Genomic DNA, 20,372 nt, shown 5'->3' with positions numbered 1-20,372 from the left:
TTACGGTTGTTGCGTGAGCAGACCCCAGTTGAATGCGAAGGTCTTTGATCCAGTGAGCACTGTTGGAATCGGTTTACCGACAGGGTTGTAAGGCAGGATGTTGGTCGCCGCGGTTGTCGGTGCTCCCGTTGCGCCGAACGAAGCGTAGGAATGGCAGGAGATGCAGGATGACGCAGCGACCGTCCCGTTGCCCACAATGCCTTCGATCACCGAATTTCCCAAGGCGTATGGTGTGCCATCGGCTGCGGTGAAATCGACTTCCGTTGACTTGAGGCAGTAGTTATCCCAGACCGGCGACAGGTTGGCCTTCTGCATCATGGCTTTCAATGCGGGCGTTTTTTCGCATGTTCCGTAGCCAGCATTGAAGTCGGTGCGATTGGGCATGATAGCGGGCTTCACTGCGCCAAAGGTGTCAAAGCAACCCATGTAATCGCATCTTCCGGGATTCATCTGGTGCTCAAAGGATCCCCATACCCAGTTGGGATTTTGTCTGCTGGCTACGTGGATTGAGAGCAACGCGTATTCTGTGCTGCCCGAGGTCGTTGTGTAGTACTGCTTGCGGATGTTGTCGAGGCTCCCCAACGATGGAAGCCACTGGAGCAGTGTGGGGAGAGGAACCCAGTCGCCTTTGATTGCCATGGCGTTCGGTTCCATCTCAACGTCCTTGCCTGCTTTGTATGCTGCTGCTCGTCCGGCTTGCGTGTTGAGGTTGTTGTTCACGATGTCGTTGTAGTTGGTGCGATTGCGCGACACCTGTTCTGCGATGCAGGGGGTTGGTGTGCCCGTGTTGGGGAAGCCGCCTCCGCCTGCGCCGGGAGGCGGAGTAGGTGGATTGCCTCCGCAAGGGACGTCGATGAAGGCCGCAGAGATGGCGTGCGGTACCAGCGTTGCCTCGCCCATCTTGGCCAGTTGCAGAACGCTCTTGTGGAAGTGCAAAGGCTCGTGGGTGGTGGGCCAGTGCGGATGCGATGTGAACGTGTCGGCATCCGAGGCCCAGGTTTCAAACTCAACGGGCGAGGCGCTGCCGGGGGACGCTGGTGCTGTGAATTGCGTGAACAACTCCCAGATGAAGGCGTCGGAATTTTCTGACTTGCCTTGAACAGAGCCAGCCTGTGCTGGCACTGCAACCGCAGGCAGCGCTGCTTTGACGACGGGCTGCGCAGAGTTTGGTGTGTCGGTCTTGCAACCGGTCAGGATGAGGAAGCCGCACGCGGTGGCGGCCATAAGGATGTGTTTCTTGAGCATGGTTTTCTCCGCAGATCACAAGGCAAATGAAATGAAATCCGGGAGAAGAGCAGCAGTAAGCTCCCGTCATGGGAGTGAAGGAATTTCAAGATGACATCAGAAAAAGGCAGTGGCCCATGTATTGGGCTGACTGCAACCTTGTACTACACCGCTGAGGGAATCGATAGCGTTCTTGTGGGCTGCTGAGGCAAGTGTGAGAGCAGCCGTTCCGTTGTGGGAACGGCTTAGTCATTCATCACACTTCGCGAGCCATGACGGCGTCGTGGTGGGTGGTGCTGCCTACTGTGAAGAAGCGTTCGCCAATCTGCGTGAAGCCTGCTTTTTCGTAGAAGCGGATGGCTGCGTGGTTCTTGCCGTAGACGCCGAGGATGAGGCGCTTGCGCCCGAGTTCGCGGGTGTACTCGATGGCGCGATCCATCAACGCTTTGCCAATGCCGAGACCCTGAAAGCGATGCAGCAGATAGATGCGACGCAGTTCGTAGTCGCTGGGAAGTGTTTCGATGGGGAAGTCTGGCTCGCAGCAGATGATGTAACCCACGGGCACATTGCCCGGTGGGACTTCTGCGACGGTGACACGGCCGGTGGGCATGGCCATGTACTTTTCGTACATCTCTGGCGAGTGGTTCTTGTGAAAGTGCGCGAGGATGTCCGGGGCGTCCAGGACATCGGCGAAGGCCTCGAGAAAGCTGGCACCGCCTACCAGCGACAGCATCTGTTCATCGCCGGGGCCGCACTGGCGCAGGCGGAATTGCGTCTCACTCATTGAGTAAGGATACCGTTCCTGCTCTATTGTTTCTTCTTTGGATCGTCTGTTGCGCTCTCGGTTGTTGGAGAGGTTGTGGACGCGCCGAGTGCTTTGCCGACTGCGTGCAGCGATCGTGAGAGGGCGTGCCCCGTTGCGTGTGTGGCCGTGCCGAGAGCGCTGCCGGTGTGACTGCCCGCGATGGCGATGGCTGTGTCTGTGGAGCGAGCGCCTGTGAGCGCGCCGTCGATGGCCGCGTTGCCACCCAGGATGGCTCCCTGTGCTGGGCGCTTCTCTGGGGTGGCCCATGCGACGTCGGTTGTGGGCAAGCGCAATAGGCGTTCGAGTCTTGCGTCGGTGAAGTCGCTTCGGCTTACCTTGTCCATCAGCGGCCATTGCGTCGAGGTCATCCAGACGGCACCGTTCATCGCTGCGCCCGGTTCGCCGAGATTCACTACGGGAAGGCGCGGGGCTTCATAGCTGTTGCGGCATACATCGCCGCCGCAGCCGTGATTGCAGAGCTCTGCGTTCAGGAACGATGCGTGCTTGCCGTCGGAGACCCAGATCATGGCGCCGTCGTGCTCTGCGTGCAGGGTGGAAGCGCGAGTTATCTGGCTGGCGTCGCAGACTGTGTCTTCGTGTGCTGCGGCATACCAGAACTTCGCTTTCCATGACTTCGGATCGTCATGCTGCTTGCCTTCGGGTATGAGAAGGGCTGCTACGTGTTCCGTGTCCAGTGTGTGGCCTAGTCGGCCGCAATCTCTGCGCCACAGATGGTAGAAGTGCAGCTCGATGGCGTTCTGACCGCGTACGCGTCGTGGGGTGGCCTGGCCGTAGAGCGTGCCGTTATCGGCTTCCGGAGTCGGCGTTGCAATGTCCGGTTTGAACTGCGCGGGTAGTGTCGAACAGTCGTTGGTGCTGACCATGAGCGTTGGTGCAAATTGCTGGAGAAGCGCGGTTTCCAACGCGTCGGACAAGCCATCGTGATCACTATCGATGGTTTGTGCGTGCGACGACAGACACGTTGCCAGCAGAGCGCAGGCCAGAAGAAGAGATCGCAAAATGTGAGGCCTCGTTCGGGGGAATCGTGGCGGGCACTTGAAGTGCCGATGGACTCCTTGATGATAGCCCTCACCCATAGGTGGTACATCTTGCGCGATGGCGTGTTATGACGCATGCCACCGAGGATTGGTGGAGGCTGCTTTTGGTGAATGGCCCGGGGTATGCGTCAGGCGAGATTCTCATGTTGTCGAGAGGACAGCCCCTCGCAGGAAGTGAGAAACGTTATGCATGATCTGATTGTTGCCTTCGCGTTTATCGCCATGATGATGGTTCCGTGTGCTGTCGCCGGTTTCGCCGGTAAGGCAGAGGCGTAATCGCGGAAAAGATTTTGCTGTCGTCGTTCTATTTCTGACCGCCTCAAACACGCGGTTCCGTAGAGATAGAACGCAGTTCCTTCTCCCAGGAAATAGGGCCCGGCGACGTTTGCCGGGCCTCTGTCATGTGTAGAGATAAGAGGCAGCTCTCAGTTCTCTGATGGTTTTTCGGCATGGTCGATCACTAGTACGTCGACGGGCATCTTTTCGTAGATGAGTTTTAAACCTAGTTGCTGTTGCAGCGATGTGATGAGCGATGAAGCGGCGTTGTCACCCGCTTCCCATTCCAGGGTGATGTCGTAAAAGCCGGTCAGGCCGGTCTTGTCGATGACGAGATTGCCGCGGAACGGACGCTGCTGTGCGATACGGTATGCAAGCGCCGACATGGGGATGCCGGTGCCGATCATCTTCGCAGTGCCCTGCGTGGCGTTTTGATTGATGCCCTGCATGGAGTTCTGTGGCTGGCCTGTTGTCGCCTGCAGCCTGGGACCACCGTTGGCGATGGTAAGCGCGTATTCCTTCATGGGGCGCGTCTCGTGATGCACGGTGAGGTGGAAGCGATCTACGAGGAGTTGCTGCAGGAGCGGGCCGAATTCCGCGTTGGAAATGGGCTGGCCGTCGCCTGTATCAGCCTGGAGGTCAAAGCGCGCGGTGGAGAGCCAGTTGGGGCCGCTGATGATCTGGAAGTCTAAGACGCCATAGGCTTGCTGAATCATGATGCGCAACGAAAGGTTGGTCGCGGAGATTTTGGTGCCGTTGATATTGACGCCGTTATCGTGCTCCGAACCGCTGCGGTTTTCGCGTACGGCAGTGATTTCGAAATGTCGCGCAGGTTGTTGTGCGAACGAGGTTGAAAGCGGAAGGAGCGTCGCAAGTGCAAGCGTGAGTTGATGCCAGACACGAACGGACATAGGTCACTCCTCTTTCTGTAGATACGATTTCGCAGTGCCGATGGGCACATCAAAACTACCACTCCTGCTTTGCGAAGCAGTAGACTTCCGGCATGCGTATTCCCTCCGTACTTTTAGCCTGTTCGCTTGTCGTTTCCGCTGTTGCTCAAAAGCCTTCTACTGCGCCACCGACTGTTGCAGAGGCGAAGGCTTTTCTGGATCGTGCGAATGCTGCGTTGTTGAAAGCTGCTACCGACGGAAGCCATGCGGAGTGGTTGGCGGAGACGTACATCAATGAGGACAGTGAAGCTACGACGGCGCTGCTGAATGAGCAGGGCTCGAAGCTGTCGCTGGATTTGATTGAAGAGAGTCATCGCTTTGACAAGGTGACGCTGCCTACGGAGATGCGTCGGCAGATGATGTTGTTGCAGGTGGGTGCGCCTGCTGCGCCACATGATCCGAAGTTGCTGGCGGAGGAGACTCGGCTGGCTGCGTCGCTGACGGGTGCGTATGGCAAGGGCAAGTATTGCGATGCATCCGGCAAGTGCATGGGCGTGGATGATGTGGACACCTTCATGGCGAAGACGCGCGATGCGAACGAACTCACGAAGGTGTGGGTGGGGTGGCATAGCGTGGGCGCGCCCATGCGCAAGGATTACGAACGCTTCATTGAGCTGCAGAACATTGGTGCGAAGGAACAGGGATACAAGGACACTGGTGACTTGTGGCGTGCCGGTTACGACATGACTCCTGCGCAGTTTTCTGCGGAGGTGAATCGTGCGTGGGCGCAGCTTGAGCCGCTGTATCGTGAGTTGCACACGTATGTGCGGCATCGGTTGATTGCGAAGTATGGTGCTGCTGCGGATCGCAAAGATGGCATGATTCCCGCGCAGTTGCTGGGCAATACGTGGGCGCAGGAGTGGGGCAATATCTATGACGTTGTTGCGCCGACTGATCCGAAGCTGGCGCAGTTTAAGCCGGTGAATCTTGAGGCGGCGCTGAGTCGGCAGATTGCTGAGAAGGATCACCGCATTTTCAAGATCACGGATTCGCCTGGTGCAGGATCGGACGAACTGCAGAAGCAAAAGCTGGCGGCTGCAGAAGACATGGTGAAGTATGGCGAGAGCTTCTTTACCTCACTTGGGTTTCAGCCGTTGCCGAAGACGTTCTGGGAGCGGTCGCAGTTTGTGCATCCGCGTGACCGCGATGTGGTGTGTCATGCCAGTGCGTGGGATGTGGATCAGGTCGAGGACCTGCGAGTGAAGATGTGCATTGAGGTGAATGATGATTACTTCACCACGGTGCATCATGAGCTGGGACATAACTTCTATCAGCGTGCGTATAACCAGCAGCCGATGATCTTTCGGAGCGGTGCGAACGATGGCTTTCATGAAGCCATTGGTGATGCCATTGCTTTGAGCATTACGCCGTCGTATCTGAAGAAGATTGGATTGACGGACAGTGAGCCGCCTGCGGAAGCGGATATTCCACTGCAGCTTCGTACGGCGCTGGATAAGATTGCGTTCCTGCCGTTTGCGTTGGCGTTGGATACGTGGCGTTGGCAGGTGTTCAGCGGCGAGATCAAGCCTGCGGATTACAACAAAGCGTGGTGGCAGTTGCGCGAGAAATATCAGGGCGTGGCGCCGCCGGTGGAACGCAGCGAGGCAGACTTTGATCCGGGTGCGAAGATGCACGTTCCATCAAACGTTCCGTATGTGCGTTATTTCCTGGCACGGATTTACCAGTTCCAGTTCTATAAGGCGATGTGCGATGCCAGTGGTTATAAGGGGCCGTTGAATCGGTGCTCGTTCTATGGATCGAAGGCTGCGGGCGACAAGCTGAATACGATGTTGATGGCAGGGCAGTCGCAGCCGTGGCAGCAGACATTGAAGACGATGACAGGCAGCGATCACCTGGATGCCGGGCCGATGATGGAGTACTTTGCGCCGCTCTATAACTGGCTCAAGCAGCAGAACGCCGCAGCGAAGTAAGCGGTTACGTCTTACGGGATGCAGACCTTCAGGCAGCCGGATGCTGTGACATGACGAGCATCCGACTGCTTTTTGCTTGCGTCTGATCTATTTATCAGCGGATAATCCCCGGCACGGCACCTGCTGTTTTAACCCCTGACTCCCTCGCGTGTTCACTTCGGGGCCAGCGGCTGTCGGGAAAGCAAAGGTTGCGGTTATGAACGGTCAGACATGCACTATCGGAGTTGTTCTTTCTAAGCGCATCATCGCCGGTTTGCTGAGGCGGGATGGGACGATTGATCGCATTCATTCCTACCCGGAAGATGAGTTGTATGAAGACGCACTGGTGGAGATGCCGCGCGAACATCTGATTGCGGCACTTTGTGACCAGATTCTTGCCGTCATCAAGGCCAACCCGGATGTGACGTTGGCAGGGATCGGTGTGGCGCTGCCCGGACTGGTGCGGCATGGAGTGGTGGAGGATTCGCCGAATCTTCCGCAGATGAAAGGCGCTCGCATTGAAGCGGAGATCTGCCATCTGCTGAAGGAGCACGGAGTCGAGCTTCCTGTGACGGCGGTGAACGATGCCGATGGTGTGGCTGCCGGTCTGGCGCATCAGCAAGGCAAACTGGACAGCATGATTCGCGTGTGGACGATCGGCACCGGTATCGGCTTTGGGCGCTATCCACTGGTAGAAGGTGTCGGAGAAGGTGGCCATACCGTGGTGACGCTGGATGATCGCGAAACCTATTGCGGATGCGGCGGGCGCGGCCACATCGAAGGCATTATGGGCCACAGGGCCATGCGTCTGCGGTTCCTGGATATGGAACCGGAGGATGTCTTCGAGGCGGCGGACAAGGGCGACCAGCGCTGCATTGAGTTTAAGAAACTGTGGCACAAGGCGTTAGCGGCGGGGACGGCGAGCTCGATCCATGTGAGTGGCGCGGGCAAGTTCTACCTGACGGGGTATAACGTGCGCTTTGTGGAGCTGCAGTTGCTGAACCACTACATTCAGCAGATGGTGCGGTTGAGCCCCCTGCAGGCGTTCTCCGTGGAGATCCATCCGCATAACCCAGAGACGGTGGTGACGGGCGCGGCGGTGATTGGGCGAACGGCTTCGCTGGTGCCGACGGCCGCGGCGTAATCCGGCGGATTGACCGCAACGGAACAGTGCGGGATATAATCGGTGCATTGCGCGCGACCTCCCGGACGCTCCGTTTTGGTGCGTCTTCGGGAACCACGGCCACCGCGGCAAGGGCTAACGGCGACCGCTTCCACGGCGTCGGGCCTTCGACGGACCTTCAGGTGTCCCAAGGAGCTTTACCAGATCTCATGAACCGTGTCTCGAAGTTTGCGACGCTCGCCGTCGGCCTCATTACTCTTGCGTCGTCTCCCGCTGTTTTCGCACAGGCCTCGCCCGCACCGGCAGCAGCTGCACCCGCAGTGAAGCCCGAAGCCATTCCGGCGAAGGTCGGCCTGATTGCCTTTGAACAGGCTGTCTTTGCCACCAACGAAGGTCAGCAGGCAGTTGCCGCTCTGGGCAAGAAGTATGAACCCCAGAAGACCAAGATTCAGGGTGAGCAGACGGAAGTAGACAGCCTGCAGAAGCAGCTCCAGGCTGCGACCACCATTTCTGACGATGATCGTCAGAGCCGTGTGCGCACCATCGACGCGAAGCAGAAGCAGCTTCAGCGCGACGGTGAGGATGCACAGGCTGCCTACCAGAACGATCTGCAGGAAGCCTATGGCCGTCTGGCTGGCAAGGTAAACGCCGTGATGCAGAAGTACGCTTCTGACAATGGCTTCACCCTGCTGCTGGATGTCAGCGGTCAGCAGAGCAACGTTCTGTGGGCCAACGAGAAGACTGATGTTACCCGCGCTGTGATCGAAGCCTACAACGCGCAGGCTGGCGTTGCTGCTCCGGCAGGTCCCGCACCGGCGGCTACACCGCGCTCGGCTGCTCCGCGTCCGGCTGCTAAGACGCCCGCGAAGTAAATCAAAAGCGATCTACCAAACGGGGAGCAGAACTTCATGTTCTGCTCCCCGTTTCTGTTGTCGAAAAAGTGCCGTAGATTACTCCTCTGGAGCCGCCCCTTCTGTGGAAAAAACTGTGGAAGACGCGCGGCAGGATAAGCCACTTGTTCGCTATTGAACCTTTCCGACCATTTCGGTCCGCCAGAATTTGCGTGGAAGCTACAGTTAATAAGCGGGTTATGCGGACTGCCTAGATTGCATCCAATCCGTGGCAAAAGTTACAGTTCTGTGAGTGCGCCGGACGCTTTCCACAGATCACCCACAGGCTTCCTCAGGGGTTTTCGTGCAATTTTCGCTTGTCATTCTGATTTTGATTGAGTTATTGACGGTCCGTAGCGGGCTGGCACAGAAGAAGCCAGAGGCGTCTGTTGGGCAGCGTTTGGCGGCGGATCTGACCTGGACGCAGGAGCAGCGCGACGACCGCTTTGCGCACATGGACCGTGTTTTTCCTGTCCACCGGGTGGCACGGGGTGGGAACGTGCGTTTGCTTCCCATTGGCAAGCCGCTGTTGCCGGAGGCTCAGATTGGCGACCTGATGCAGGCGGAACATCTGGCCGGGGTTTTGATTTTGCAGGATGGCCGGGTTCGGAATGAGCGTTACGGTCTAGGATTGACCGCTGCAGGGCATTGGACCAGTTTTTCCATGACCAAGGCTGTTACGGACACGCTGGTTGGGGTGGCGCTCCGGCAGGGCAAGTTGCGCTCGCTGGACGACGGCGTGACGGTCTATCTGCCGGAGATGAAGGGCAGCGCCTATGACGGCGTGACGGTCCGGCAGTTGATGACCATGACCAGCGGCGTTCGGTGGAATGAGAATTACACCTCGGCGGATGCCGACAATGTTCGCCTGTACACGACGGCTGTGGCACCGGGGAAAGACGCGACGGTGGAATACATGCGGACACTGACGCGTGCCGCCGCGCCGGGGAGCGTCTGGCACTACAACACGGGCGAGACAGACCTGCTGGGGGTGTTGTTGCGTCGCGCGACGGGGAAGACGCTTGCTGAGCAGTTGTCGGCGGCCATCTGGAGCCACGCCGGGATGGAGCACGATGCTACGTGGATTGCGAATGATGCCGGTCCGGCTGGTGAAGAGTTTGGCGGGTCGGGGCTGTCAGCTTCACTGCGGGACTTTGGGCGGTTGGGATTGTGGGTGATGGACGGTGGCGGATCGCAAGTTCCCGATGGCTGGTTTGCAGAGGCTACAAAGCCGCAGGTGAAGGCTGGAGGCGCTGCATATGGCTACGGTTGGTGGCCGCAGCCTGACGGCAGCTTTGCGGCGCTGGGAATCTTTGGTCAGTCCACACTGATTGATCCGCAGCGAAAGCTGGTGGTGGTGATGCTTGGAGATTGGGATCAAGCCACCGGCAGCGAGCACAGCAAAATGCGCGCTGCCTCCTGGCGTACGGTGCAGCAAGCAGTGGATGCTGAGCGCTAGCCTACCGGCAGCTTCCAGATGTCGCGGCAGTACTCGCGGATGGTGCGGTCCGAGGAGAACTTGCCGGAGCGTGCTGTGTTCAGCAGTGACATGCGGCCCCAGGCGTTTGTATCGCGATAGGCGTCGCTTACCTGCGTGTGAACGGTGTCGTAGCTATCGAAGTCGGCGAGTACGAAGAATGGATCCCAACTGAGAAGGTTATCTACCAGCGGAGCAAAGGTAGCGCTGTTGCCGCCGAAGAAGCGGCCCGATGTGATGCCATCCATCACTTCCTTCAGCAGGGGACTGCGTTCGTAATAGGCACGCGGTTGGTAGCCAGCATGTAGTGTGTCTGCGATCTGTGGAGCCGTGAGTCCGAAGAGGAAGAAGTTTTCTTCGCCGCACTCCTTGCGAATTTCAATGTTGGCTCCGTCGAGCGTGCCGATGGTCACGGCGCCGTTCATCATCATCTTCATGCAGCCCGTGCCACTGGCTTCTTTGCCTGCGGTGGAGATCTGTTCCGAGAGGTCAGCAGCGGGATAGATGTGCTGGCCGAGCGATACGGAATAGTTGGGTAAGAAAACTACCTTCATCACGTCGCGCGTGGCGGGATCGTTGTTTACAAGATCCGCAACACTGCACACCAGCTTGATCATGAGTTTTGCCATGACGTAGCTGGGAGCGGCTTTGCCACCGAAGAGGTACGTGGTGGGCGTGGGGTTCTTCAGTGTTCCGTTCTTGATCTGGCAGTAGAGCGAGAGGATGTGCAATGCCTTCAGGTGTTGGCGCTTGTACTCGTGAATGCGTTTCACGTGCACATCAAACATGGAGGCGGGATCGACTGTGATGCTGAGGTTCTGTGAGATGTATTTTGCGAGGCTTGATTTGCAGCCTTCCTGCGCCTGTCGCCAGCGAGCCAGGAAGTTCTTGTCATCTGCGAAATGCTCGAGTCCACGCAGGCCGTAGAGGTCTTTGTGCCAGCGCGTTCCGATGGTTTCGTTAATGAGATCGACCAGACACGGATTGCTAAGCATCAGCCAACGGCGCGGCGTTACACCATTGGTCTTGTTACTGAACCTTTCCGGGAAGGTTTCGTAGTAGTCGTGTAGCGTGTCCTGTTCCAGAAGTTGCGTGTGCAACTCAGCAACGCCGTTGATGGCCTTGCTGCCGATGACGGCAAGCTTTGCCATCTGCACGCTGCGTTCACCTTCTTCTCCAATGATGCTCATGCGGCGCATGCGCGCGTCGTCATTGGGATAACGCGAACGCATGTCATCGAGGAAGCGTTCGTTGATCTCATAAATGATTTCGAGATGACGCGGCAGTAGACCACCGAAAAGGTCGAGAGGCCAGCGTTCCAACGCTTCTGGCAGAAGAGTGTGATTCGTGTAGCCGAAGGTCTTCTGTGTGACGTTCCATGCGTCGTCCCAGGAGAAGTTGTGGTTGTCCATGAGGAGACGCATCAGTTCCGGAATGCCGATGGAAGGATGCGTGTCGTTGAGCTGGATGGTCCACTTCTCATGGAACGTGCTGAGCTTTTCTCCACGCATGCAATGGAGACGCAACATGTCCTGCAGTGAGCAGGAGGTGAAGAAGTATTGCTGCATCAGTCGCAGGCGTTTGCCCTGAATCTGTTCGTCGGGCGGGTACAACACTTTGCTGATGGTTTCGGATTCCATCTTCTGACGCACTGCGCCCATGTAGTCGCCGCTGTTGAAGATGCTCAGGTCAAAGCTGTCGACGGCCGCTGCCTTCCACAAACGCAGGCGATTTACGGTACGCGTCTGATAGCCGGGGATGGGTGTGTCATACGGGATGCCTTTTACCGTGTGCTCCGGCACCCAGCGATGACGCAGTAATCCTTGGTCATCGTTGTATGTTTCCGTGTGGCCGAAGAAACAGACCTCGTAACTTGTGGATGCGCCGATCTCCCATGGATTGCCGTATTGCAACCATTTGTCTGATTTTTCTACCTGCCAGCCATCGACGATTTCCTGACGGAAGATGCCGAATTCATAACGCAAGCCGTAGCCGAGAACAGGGACGTCAAGTGTGGAGAGTGAATCCATGAAACAGGCGGCCAGGCGTCCAAGTCCACCATTGCCCAGACCAGGCTCCGGCTCCTCTGCGGCGATAGTCGCCAGATCGAGCCCAACGTTTTTAAGTGCTTCTTCCATCTGCGGTCGCAGATCGAGATTCAGAAGTGCATTTTCAAGATGTGGACCGAGGAGATATTCCGCGCTGAGATAGCCGAGCACGCGGACGTTGTGCTGCTTGTAGTTCTCAATGGTTTCCAGCCATTGATCCATCATGCGGTCGCGCACGACAGCAGCGAGCGCGTGGTACTGGTCGAGAATGCTGCTGTTTTCAAGCGGCCGACCCACTGTGTGGGTCATGTGATTGCGGAAGGATATTTCCAGATCTTTCGCAGAGGTGCCCGCGCGGTTTTCGCTGGGCTGCGTGTCCTGCGCCTGTTGTTCGGGCTCGTGCTGCTGCGGGCGCGGCGCTTCCTGATCCTGAAAGGGCATGTCCTGAGTCTCCTGCGAAACGTCTGTCTTATGTGGGATGCACGGAAAGCAAGAATGTCTTCGGAAAGCGTGCGCGGTGACTCATATAAGACGTATCGTGAAAGTCATGTTGCGATATGCGATTACAGACAGACAAATGTTTCCGGGTGATGAACGTTCGCGTGAGGACGCGCTGATTACGCAGGTGGCCCGGCTGTCGAGCGAAGGCGTGGACTATGTCCAGATGCGTGAAAAAGACTTGGGAGAAGCAGCGCAGGCCGATCTGGCGCGGGCGTTGATGCAGGCGATTCGCGATGGCGGTGGTGAAACCAAGTTGCTTCTGAATGGGACGGCTGCGTTGGCGCAGTGGGCCGGTGCAGATGGCGTGCATCTGTCTACGACAATGTTTTCGCAGAACCTGCAGTCACATCATGGCTTGCTGGTGAGTGCTTCCTGTCACACGATCAGTGATGTGCGTCGCGCTGCGGAGTTTGCGGACCTGATCCTGTTTGCACCGGTGTTTGAAAAACGAGTGGACGGGGAAGTGGTTACAGAGGGCGTCGGGTTGGACGCGTTGCGTGAGGCATGCGCTGCCGCGGGTAATGTGCCGGTGCTGGCGCTGGGTGGCGTGACAGCGGCGAATACGCAGGCGTGCTTGGATGCGGGCGCTGCGGGTGTCGCTGGGATTCGTCTGTTTGTTTGATCTACTTCTGGCAGTGTTTGCAGAAGTGCGTTGATCTTCCACCCACGACAATTTTCTCGATTGGCTTGCCGCAGTCTAAGCAAGGTTCGCCGGTGCGGCTGTAGACGCGGTGTTCCAGTTGGAAGAAGCCGCGGACGCCGTCGGCATCCACGTAGTCGCTGACGGAAGAACCACCGAGTTTGATGGCGTGTTTCAGTACTGCTTGCAGCGATGCGTGTAGCTTGTCGAGTTCGGCGCGTTTGATCTTGCCTGCCGGGCGTGTTGGTCTGATGCCTGCGCGGAAGAGGCTTTCATCTGCATAGATGTTGCCAACGCCGTGCAGAAGCGACTGGTTCAGCAGCGCGGCTTTGATGGCGATCTTGCGATTTTTGAAGAGGGCGGCGAAGTCGTCGGCAGAGATGGTCAGCGGCTCTTTGCCGGGGCCTTCGTAGGTGGTTCCTTCATCGACGATACCCACGCGGCCGAAGCGGCGTGGATCAACGAAGCGGAGATCACGTCCGTCGTGCAGATGAATGTTTACATGGGTGTGCGGAGGCACGGGGACGTCGCGCTGCGAGACCAGCAGGCGGCCTGTCATGCCGAGGTGGATGGTTGCCTGAGCAGGCTTTTTGTTGCGCTGCTTCACGTCCATCACGATGGTTTTGCCTACACGGCGGACGTGCTCGATCTTCGCTCCAGTGAGCGTTTCTTCGATGTGTGATGGCGTGGATTTTAGTGGTTCTTTGTGCGGACCAATGGTGACAGCGTCGATGCGTGCGCCCCGTACGCGCTCGTTCACGCCATTGGCAACGGTTTCGACTTCAGGCAGTTCTGGCATACCAGACCATTAGACGCCAGCAGGCGCATCTTCGCTTCCGCTATGCTGGATGTGGCTTTTAAGCATTTGGGAGAAGAGAACCATGGCAGGACTGATCGAGGCCATCGACGTTAAGCGCAAGATGTATTTTGAGTTGGAAGGCGTGCCGTATCACTGCCTCGATAAGGAAATCTCCACGCCGACGGCGCGTGGCGGGCAGACGCTGGTGCGCTTGAAGATGCGCAACCTGCTGACGCGTGCGGTTTTCGATAAGACCTTCAAGGCCGACGAAAAGTTCAAGGAACCCGATCTGGAAGATGTCGAGGCCACGTTCCTCTATAGCGATAACGATGGCGCTTACTTCCTGGATCAGACCAGCTTCGAGACGCTGCAGTTGAACAACGAAATGCTGGGCGATGCGCTGGACTGGCTGCTGGAAGGCACCGCGGTTCAGATTGAAAAGTTTGAAGGCAATCCCATTGGTCTCCAGTTGCCGATCCATGTGGAACTGGTTGTGAAAGAGACGGAGCCGGGCTTCAAGGGCGATACCGCTACTGGCGTTACGTACAAGCCTGCGACGCTGGAAACCGGCGCGGTGGTGCAGGTGCCCGCGTTTGTGAAAGAGGGCGACAAGATCAAGGTGGCGCCCGAGACGAAGGAGTTCGCGGGCCGCGTCTAGCGTCGCTTTCAGGAGCGTTGTTGATGGCAGATTTGCCGCAGGATGATCCGCGCATTTACTTTGCAGCGGAACGCACCTTCCTAGCGTGGATACGTACCGGGCTCGCGCTGATGGGCGTGGGCTTTGCGGTGGCGCGGTTTGCTTTATTTCTGCGGCAAATGCGTGGCAATGCGCAGATGGGGCTTTCCGTCTATGCGGGCGTCGCGGTGGTTCTGCTGGGAGTTGTGGTGCTGGTGGTGTCCATTGCACAGCACCTGCAGCTCATCCGCCAATTGCGCGAAGGATCATGGAAGCCAGCAGTGTCACGTACGGCGATTGTCGTCGCGGCACTGCTGGCGATCATCGGAAGTGCGATCGCCGTTTATCTGCTTGTGTCGCACTGAAGCAGGGCTAGGGTTTAGAGGACTTCGTAATCCGCACGGAAGTCGTTGTTGCCAGGAAACGCGACGCCGATGGAACGGGCGACGGTGCCGTGCCGCGCCATCCGGACAGCGCGGATGCCGAGCAACAACGGAAGCGGTGCTTTACCACCCTCCCAGAGTTCGCTCATCGGGCGCATGACGCCTTCACGGTCTTTGTGGAAGGCGCGTTCATCCCAACGCTGCCAGCCGGGCATGAAGTCGGGATAGTCCGTTACGGCGTCGAGCGTGGAGGCGAGGATGCGGCGCTTCCAGGGCTGCGCGTACTGCGGCATGAACAGCACGTGGCTGCGACGCTCCACTCGAATCTCATGCACGAACTCATGGAAGTTCTGCGCGTAGCTCAGGTTGATGTTTGCGTTCGGTTCCAGACCGTGACGGTCGCCTCCGCTGATGAGCAGATGGCCGGTGGAACGGGCCAGTGTGCTTACCTGGCGGTTCTCGCTGGCGTGGCGCAGGCCGTTGAGCTCGATGGCGTGCATGCAGTCGCCTACTGTCGCGAGGAATCTGCGCACCTCTGCCATGTGAACATCGTTGCCCACGGTGTAGAGGTCCCACAGAGGATGGTTGAAGACAAGAAGCACCTGCGGGATGGCGTGTAGATCGCGGAGGATGGACTCTACTTCGGATTCGTCGGTGCTGGCGGTGGCTGCGGCGAGGCGGTCCATCCATGCGCGTGCATCGGCGGTGGGCAGGTTGTGAATGCCGAGGTGGAAGCAGGTGCGTCCCCACGGCGCTGTCCATTCCACGGAGACGGGCACGGTGCGGGCGTGCGGCACCATGCGGATTTGCAGCGGCGCGTCGATGTTGTCGTGATCGCTGATGGATACCAGCGGCTTGAGATCAAGATCGGTGATCTGACGTTCTTCCAGGTCATACGCCATCAGAGGGCGTAGCGGCGGGCGCCAGTGTGCGCTTTGAAAGTCGAGCGTCAAGCCATAGGTGTCGCGGCATTTTGCGGTGTAGTGATCAAACAGCTTTTTGACCAGCGGTAGACCCTTGCTCATGTCGTGAATGAAGGAGAGGCTTTCCTCCGACATGCTGGTATGGCTGTGAAGGGAGACACCCGTGGTGTATGCAGCGGATGCTTCCTTGTTCTTCCAGAGGCACGAGATGGTTGAGTGCGTCGCTTTCATGATGTGCTCCCACCGAGGCGCTGTCTGCCCTCAGCTTGGGCACAATGTGCGAATGGAAGGTCACCAGAAAACGAATGCTTGCACAAAACACGGTGCAAGGGATGTAACTGTAGGATTTACAGACGATGAATGTGTCTGTTTTCAAACAGTTTGCGGCGGTGTTTTTAGTGAGACGTTTCATGCGCGAGCAGGCGCAGGACGGCCTCAGCTTCTGGACGCGCGATACCCAGCATGATCTCAGCGTTCTCTCCGGCAATTGCCATTGCCTGCTTTGACGCGGCGGTCAGCAACACTTTGTCTTCTTTCGGCAAGGCGTGAAGGCGGGCGAGCATCTCGTCCGGCGGGAAATCTTTCAGCTCTTCATCGAGGCGCACCAGGTGCTCGCGCATGGCGGCATCAGTGAACGCATCCGCGGAAATACCGCGGAGCAAAAGATTCAGTGCGTTGCCCGTGAGAATCCAGGCGTGAAAACTGCTTTCGGGGGTCTCCAAGTTAAGCTCCTCTGGTACAGGCGCCCAGTATAAAATGAGGCAGGCGGCAGTTCGTCCCCGTTCGCCTGTCGAACGCATCCAATTGACATTGCGCGGAAGTCCTCGGCGGCGCTGTTGCAGGCCGGTTTTAGTGGTGTGTGCGTGTGTGTGGAGATTTTTTTAAATGGCTATGAAAAAGACAGCAGTAGTTCTGGGCGCGCAATGGGGCGATGAAGGTAAGGGCAAGATTGTCGACGTCCTGAGCGAGCGTTACAAGGTTGTTGCGCGTTACGCAGGCGGCCACAATGCGGGCCACACGGTCATCATCGACGGCAAGAAGTTTGTTCTGCACCTGATTCCGTGCGGTGTGTTGCGCGAAGGCTGCTTGGGAATCATTGGCAATGGCGTGGTGGTGGATCCGGCGGCGCTGCTGAACGAGATCAAGATGCTGAAGGCGCAGGGCCTGCCGGTGGACGGACAGTTGTTCGTATCGAACCGCGCGCAGGTGATTCTGCCGTACCACCGCATGATTGAACTGGCTGCGGAGAACGCGCCGGGACGCACGAAGATTGGCACCACGTCGCGCGGTATTGGACCGGCTTACGAAGACAAGATGCACCGCAACGGTCTGCGTGTTGTGGACCTTCTGAACACGCAGCTTCTGCGCACTCACATCACGAACGCCTGCAATGAGAAGAACCAGATCGCGCATGCGCTGTTTGGCACGGAGCCGCTGAACCCCGCGAAGATTTACGAAGAGTACGCAGCATATGCGGAGCAGATTGCGCCGTACGTTACGGACACAGCGATTTTGCTGAACAAGGCCATCAAGGATGGCGAGAGCGTGATGTTCGAGGGCGCACAGGGCGCTCTGCTGGATATCGATCACGGAACGTATCCGTTTGTGACGTCATCCAGCGCAACGGCTGGCGGAGCAGTGATTGGCACCGGTGTTGGCCCGACGACGATCGGCACCGTGATTGGTGTGACCAAAGCGTATGTCACGCGCGTGGGCGAAGGCCCGTTCCCAACAGAAGATTTCACTGCAGTGGGCGATGAACTGCGTGCGCGTGGCCAGGAATACGGTGCAACGACAGGACGTCCGCGTCGTTGCGGATGGCTGGATCTGCCGTTGCTGCGCTACAGCAACATGGTGAACGGTACGGAGTGGCTGGTTGTGACCAAGCTGGACGTTCTGGACTCACTGAAGGAGATTCCGGTCTGCACGCACTACCGCATTGACGGTGTGGAGACGGACGTTATCCCGGCGGATGTTCGCAGCTATGCGCACATCGAACCTGTGTACAAGAACCTGCCGGGCTGGCAGACGTCGACAGTGGGTGCGAAGAACTTTGAGTCGCTGCCGGCGAATGCGCAGAAGTACCTGCGCTTCCTGGAAGAGAACAGCGGCGCTCGCATTGGCATGGTTAGCACTGGTCCGGATCGTAACGAGACCTTCTCTGTGCCCGAGTTTGACGTGGCAACGAATGTGGAGGCGGGTCTGTGATCTCGTTTACCGTTCGCATGCGTTTTGCGCCGGAAGATCGCGCGGAAATCCGCTCCATTTTGCAGAACCTGGGAGCGGCATCGCGCCAGGAACCGGGTTGCGTCAGCTATGTGGCGCACTCCGTCGAAGCTGAGCCTGATGTCATCGTGATCTACGAGCAGTATCAGGATGCAGAGGCTCTCGAGGCACATCGTTCGTCGGGACACTTTGATCAGTGGGCCACGAACGGTCTGTATCGCAAGATGCGGGAACGTGCGGTGGAGACGCTTCAGGAAATCGTCTAAGTCACACAGCGGATCGCGCCAGGTTCATGCAAAAAGCATTGGACTTGGCGCTGGATTTGCGGCAGGATGACGATACGCACTCACCTGTGAAATTTGGAAAACGGCTGGCCAAATTTGCTGGTCAGCCGCTGTTCCACGCAGTTCCGTGCAACTGTTTTGACGAAAGCGGAATCCTCCGAGTAGGATGCGATTCTCAATGCACTGCCGCATGCACATCCCGTTTCGTTCCACCCGCACGGTCGCCGCGGTTTTGTGCCTGCTCCTGTGCGGCAGCGTCGTGTTGTCTGCCTACGCGGACAAGCCGCCAAGACAGAAGAAGGAAAATCGTCGCGCGGAGTCGCACCAGATTGAATTGCTGGAGCAGAACTGGCTGCATGCGCTGACGAAAGCGGATACAGCAGTGTTGGAGAAGTTGATGGCAGACGATTTTCTCGCCATCTCCGCGAATGGCACACTTTCCGATAAGCAGCAGTATCTGCAACGTGTAAGTTCCGGTATCAATGCGTTTACCACCATTGACGTTATGGACATCAAGGTGCGGATGCAGCCGGCCGCTGCGGTAGTGGTTTCCCAGGTGCGCGTACTTGGCCAGTTGGACAGCCATCCAGTGAATGCTGTCTTCCGCTATACAAAGGTTTATGGTCGCGCGCCGAACGGACAGTGGCACGTTTTGAATCTGGAAGCGACGCGTGTGTCCGGGCCGGATGAAATGGGTATGCACCGTGGCACGCCATTGAGCCTACGGCCCAGCCAGGATCATTGATCTCTATAGCCGGTTGAAGTTTTAGACACGAAAAAGCCCCGGCATGCGGGGCTTTTGTGTACCTGGGGGAGGATTCGGTTCCGTCTATGCGACCTTCAGAGTCTGAGCAGGCTGAGAGGAAGCAGAGGCGACGGGCTTAAGGTTAAGAGCCAGCAGACGACGATCCAGAGAGCGCGTCATACCTGTTAATTGAGCATCTTCGGGTTCAGACATCGCGATGGCAGTGCGCCGTCCCGGAAGGGAGGCGGCCATCTCGGGGGAATCCATCCGCCGGCGAGTGGAGCCGGGTCGGATTCCTGCATCGGTGCGCCAGGAACGTTGAGTCCCGATCATAAAATTCTCCCGATTGTCTTTCTGGGGGAGCCGTAAGGCCCACCATCAATGGGATGGAAAATGCGATGCAGAAGTTGCATCCGTACCTGGGATCGCAATTATGTCGTCAAATGCCGTAAGCCGTTAAGAAATAGGCATCGTGTCTTTAAAGGACGGCTTCTAACGGTGAAGTTTCTCTTATGAAAAGGGCGATAATACATTCTGTGAAGCCTGCTTTCGTTTTTCTATCGGCTCTGTTCCTGATTGGCTCTAACTCCCAGGCGCTGGCGCAAGCCAATCAACCCACGGCAATTCGCAAGATGGCGGCATCCGCATTCGTTATGGCTGGTGGCACGTATACGGGTGTTGGCAGCTTTGGGAGCGCCACGCATCGCAACGGTGGCAAGAACCTGACGCTTACAGCTGGCGGAGATCTGGACTTTCTTTCCTTCGGCAATTTCATGCTGGGCGCAGAAGTGCGCGGCAGTTATCCGCTCGATAGCGGTCACATCGTGGGGGAGAGGTCTATTCTTGGCGGTGCGCGGGTTTCCTACGTGACCGGAAAACTAATTCGTCCATATGCGGATGGTCTCTTCGGTCGCGGCCAGATGAATTATCAGGATGGTGGTTACAACGTCTATACCCCGATCCCGCTTAACTATACGCAAACCGCGACGAATATCTACGATTTCGGCGGTGGTGCGGAGTTCGATGTCATGCGGCAGATTTCATTGAAGGCAGAGGTCCAGGCCCAGCACTGGAATACACCGGTCATACCTAGTGGATCGGTGTGGAGTGTACAAGCATCAGCTGGTGTTGCCTATCGGTTTGGCGCTGGGCAGGGGCCGCGATAGCGTAAACGCTATTCGTCCTGTTTGCGGCGCCGCAGAAATGCAAATCCGCGGATGCCGCAGGAAGTACACAGGACCGCGATGGCGACCACCGTTGCTGCTGCAATCAGCAGAACCGGCAACAGATGAGACAGGATGGCAACAGCCAGTGAGGCAATGGCTGCAGCCATCGCATGGATTAAGTACGTGATGATGCGAAAGATGGCCACTGGCGGACGAACCCTGTGCAGCATGGGATGCAAATCATCGATTCCGGGTATCTTGCACGTCG

Annotated in this window: 21 protein-coding genes; 11 read left to right on the top strand and 10 right to left on the bottom strand. The window is 57.6% G+C overall.

Annotation, left to right across the window (positions count from 1 at the left end):
* The 4 genes from BLT38_RS15000 to BLT38_RS14985 form a co-directional block, all read right to left on the bottom strand.
* Window positions 1-1,245 (bottom strand): hypothetical protein, encoded by a 1,245-nt coding sequence (locus BLT38_RS15000; protein WP_083345907.1) that lies wholly within the window; start codon window positions 1,243-1,245, stop codon window positions 1-3.
* Window positions 1,246-1,480: 235 nt separating this feature from the next.
* Window positions 1,481-2,008, bottom strand: a complete 528-nt coding sequence (locus BLT38_RS14995) for a GNAT family N-acetyltransferase (protein WP_083345906.1) — start codon at window positions 2,006-2,008, stop codon at window positions 1,481-1,483.
* A gap of 23 nt (window positions 2,009-2,031) precedes the next feature.
* Window positions 2,032-3,048, bottom strand: coding sequence for a hypothetical protein (locus tag BLT38_RS14990; protein ID WP_231966536.1), 1,017 nt, complete (start codon window positions 3,046-3,048; stop codon window positions 2,032-2,034).
* Window positions 3,049-3,512: 464 nt separating this feature from the next.
* The gene (locus tag BLT38_RS14985) at window positions 3,513-4,274 is read right to left on the bottom strand and encodes a TIGR03435 family protein (protein ID WP_083345905.1); all 762 of its coding nucleotides are present in this window, start codon (window positions 4,272-4,274) and stop codon (window positions 3,513-3,515) included.
* A 92-nt stretch (window positions 4,275-4,366) separates the two neighbouring features.
* Here BLT38_RS14985 and BLT38_RS14980 point away from each other — a divergent pair, with 92 nt between their 5' ends.
* The 4 genes from BLT38_RS14980 to BLT38_RS14965 all read left to right on the top strand — a co-directional run bounded on the left by BLT38_RS14980 (window position 4,367) and on the right by BLT38_RS14965 (window position 9,695).
* Window positions 4,367-6,244, top strand: coding sequence for a M2 family metallopeptidase (locus BLT38_RS14980; RefSeq protein WP_083345904.1), 1,878 nt, complete (start codon window positions 4,367-4,369; stop codon window positions 6,242-6,244).
* 196 nt (window positions 6,245-6,440) lie between these two features.
* Window positions 6,441-7,367 (top strand): ROK family protein, encoded by a 927-nt coding sequence (locus tag BLT38_RS14975; protein ID WP_083345903.1) that lies wholly within the window; start codon window positions 6,441-6,443, stop codon window positions 7,365-7,367.
* 188 nt (window positions 7,368-7,555) lie between these two features.
* Entirely contained in the window at window positions 7,556-8,218 is a 663-nt protein-coding gene (locus tag BLT38_RS14970; RefSeq protein ID WP_083345902.1) for an OmpH family outer membrane protein, read from the top strand.
* 322 nt (window positions 8,219-8,540) lie between these two features.
* A complete protein-coding gene (locus tag BLT38_RS14965) occupies window positions 8,541-9,695 on the top strand; it encodes a serine hydrolase domain-containing protein (protein WP_083345901.1) in 1,155 nt (384 codons plus the stop codon).
* On the opposite strand, the gene BLT38_RS14960 is transcribed toward BLT38_RS14965, so the two are convergent.
* Window positions 9,692-12,202 (bottom strand): glycogen/starch/alpha-glucan phosphorylase, encoded by a 2,511-nt coding sequence (locus BLT38_RS14960; RefSeq protein WP_083345900.1) that lies wholly within the window; start codon window positions 12,200-12,202, stop codon window positions 9,692-9,694. The genes BLT38_RS14965 and BLT38_RS14960 overlap by 4 nt on opposite strands.
* Window positions 12,203-12,308: 106 nt before the next feature.
* Here BLT38_RS14960 and BLT38_RS14955 point away from each other — a divergent pair, with 106 nt between their 5' ends.
* The gene (locus BLT38_RS14955) at window positions 12,309-12,884 is read left to right on the top strand and encodes a thiamine phosphate synthase (RefSeq protein WP_231966892.1); all 576 of its coding nucleotides are present in this window, start codon (window positions 12,309-12,311) and stop codon (window positions 12,882-12,884) included.
* 1 nt (window position 12,885) lies between these two features.
* Here the strand turns inward: BLT38_RS14955 and mutM are convergent, their stop codons facing one another.
* Entirely contained in the window at window positions 12,886-13,701 is an 816-nt protein-coding gene (gene mutM, locus BLT38_RS14950; RefSeq protein ID WP_083345898.1) for a bifunctional DNA-formamidopyrimidine glycosylase/DNA-(apurinic or apyrimidinic site) lyase, read from the bottom strand.
* Between the two features lie 82 nt (window positions 13,702-13,783).
* Between mutM and efp the strand changes: the two genes are divergently transcribed.
* The gene (gene efp, locus BLT38_RS14945) at window positions 13,784-14,359 is read left to right on the top strand and encodes an elongation factor P (RefSeq protein ID WP_083345897.1); all 576 of its coding nucleotides are present in this window, start codon (window positions 13,784-13,786) and stop codon (window positions 14,357-14,359) included.
* Window positions 14,360-14,382: 23 nt separating this feature from the next.
* Window positions 14,383-14,742 carry a YidH family protein gene (locus BLT38_RS14940; RefSeq protein WP_083345896.1) on the top strand — a complete coding sequence of 120 codons (360 nt, stop codon included), beginning with the start codon at window positions 14,383-14,385 and terminating at the stop codon, window positions 14,740-14,742.
* Window positions 14,743-14,756: 14 nt separating this feature from the next.
* On the opposite strand, the gene BLT38_RS14935 is transcribed toward BLT38_RS14940, so the two are convergent.
* Window positions 14,757-15,914, bottom strand: a complete 1,158-nt coding sequence (locus BLT38_RS14935; protein ID WP_083345895.1) for a hypothetical protein — start codon at window positions 15,912-15,914, stop codon at window positions 14,757-14,759.
* A 164-nt stretch (window positions 15,915-16,078) separates the two neighbouring features.
* Window positions 16,079-16,405: a hypothetical protein gene (locus tag BLT38_RS14930; protein ID WP_083345894.1), complete on the bottom strand. Its 327-nt coding sequence runs from the start codon at window positions 16,403-16,405 to the stop codon at window positions 16,079-16,081.
* Window positions 16,406-16,574: 169 nt separating this feature from the next.
* Between BLT38_RS14930 and BLT38_RS14925 the strand changes: the two genes are divergently transcribed.
* From BLT38_RS14925 to BLT38_RS14915, 3 genes are all read left to right on the top strand, one after another.
* The gene (locus BLT38_RS14925; RefSeq protein WP_419865777.1) at window positions 16,575-17,891 is read left to right on the top strand and encodes an adenylosuccinate synthase; all 1,317 of its coding nucleotides are present in this window, start codon (window positions 16,575-16,577) and stop codon (window positions 17,889-17,891) included.
* Entirely contained in the window at window positions 17,888-18,175 is a 288-nt protein-coding gene (locus tag BLT38_RS14920; RefSeq protein WP_083345893.1) for a putative quinol monooxygenase, read from the top strand. Before BLT38_RS14925 ends, BLT38_RS14920 begins: the two co-directional genes overlap by 4 nt.
* Before the next feature lie 196 nt (window positions 18,176-18,371).
* Window positions 18,372-18,938, top strand: coding sequence for a nuclear transport factor 2 family protein (locus tag BLT38_RS14915; RefSeq protein WP_172838292.1), 567 nt, complete (start codon window positions 18,372-18,374; stop codon window positions 18,936-18,938).
* Between the two features lie 84 nt (window positions 18,939-19,022).
* On the opposite strand, the gene BLT38_RS20550 is transcribed toward BLT38_RS14915, so the two are convergent.
* Window positions 19,023-19,190: a hypothetical protein gene (locus BLT38_RS20550; protein ID WP_156785150.1), complete on the bottom strand. Its 168-nt coding sequence runs from the start codon at window positions 19,188-19,190 to the stop codon at window positions 19,023-19,025.
* Window positions 19,191-19,474: 284 nt separating this feature from the next.
* Between BLT38_RS20550 and BLT38_RS14910 the strand changes: the two genes are divergently transcribed.
* Window positions 19,475-20,104: a hypothetical protein gene (locus BLT38_RS14910; protein WP_083345891.1), complete on the top strand. Its 630-nt coding sequence runs from the start codon at window positions 19,475-19,477 to the stop codon at window positions 20,102-20,104.
* Window positions 20,105-20,112: 8 nt separating this feature from the next.
* Here BLT38_RS14910 and BLT38_RS14905 read toward each other — a convergent pair whose 3' ends face one another.
* The gene (locus BLT38_RS14905) at window positions 20,113-20,334 is read right to left on the bottom strand and encodes a hypothetical protein (protein ID WP_083345890.1); all 222 of its coding nucleotides are present in this window, start codon (window positions 20,332-20,334) and stop codon (window positions 20,113-20,115) included.
* Window positions 20,335-20,372: the final 38 nt, after the last annotated feature.

The organism is Terriglobus roseus (assembly GCF_900102185.1).
Taxonomy (GTDB): Bacteria; Acidobacteriota; Terriglobia; order Terriglobales; family Acidobacteriaceae; genus Terriglobus; species Terriglobus roseus_A.
The sequence above is the reverse complement of the archived record's forward strand: the minus strand, read 5'-3'. Positions and strand labels throughout refer to the sequence as shown.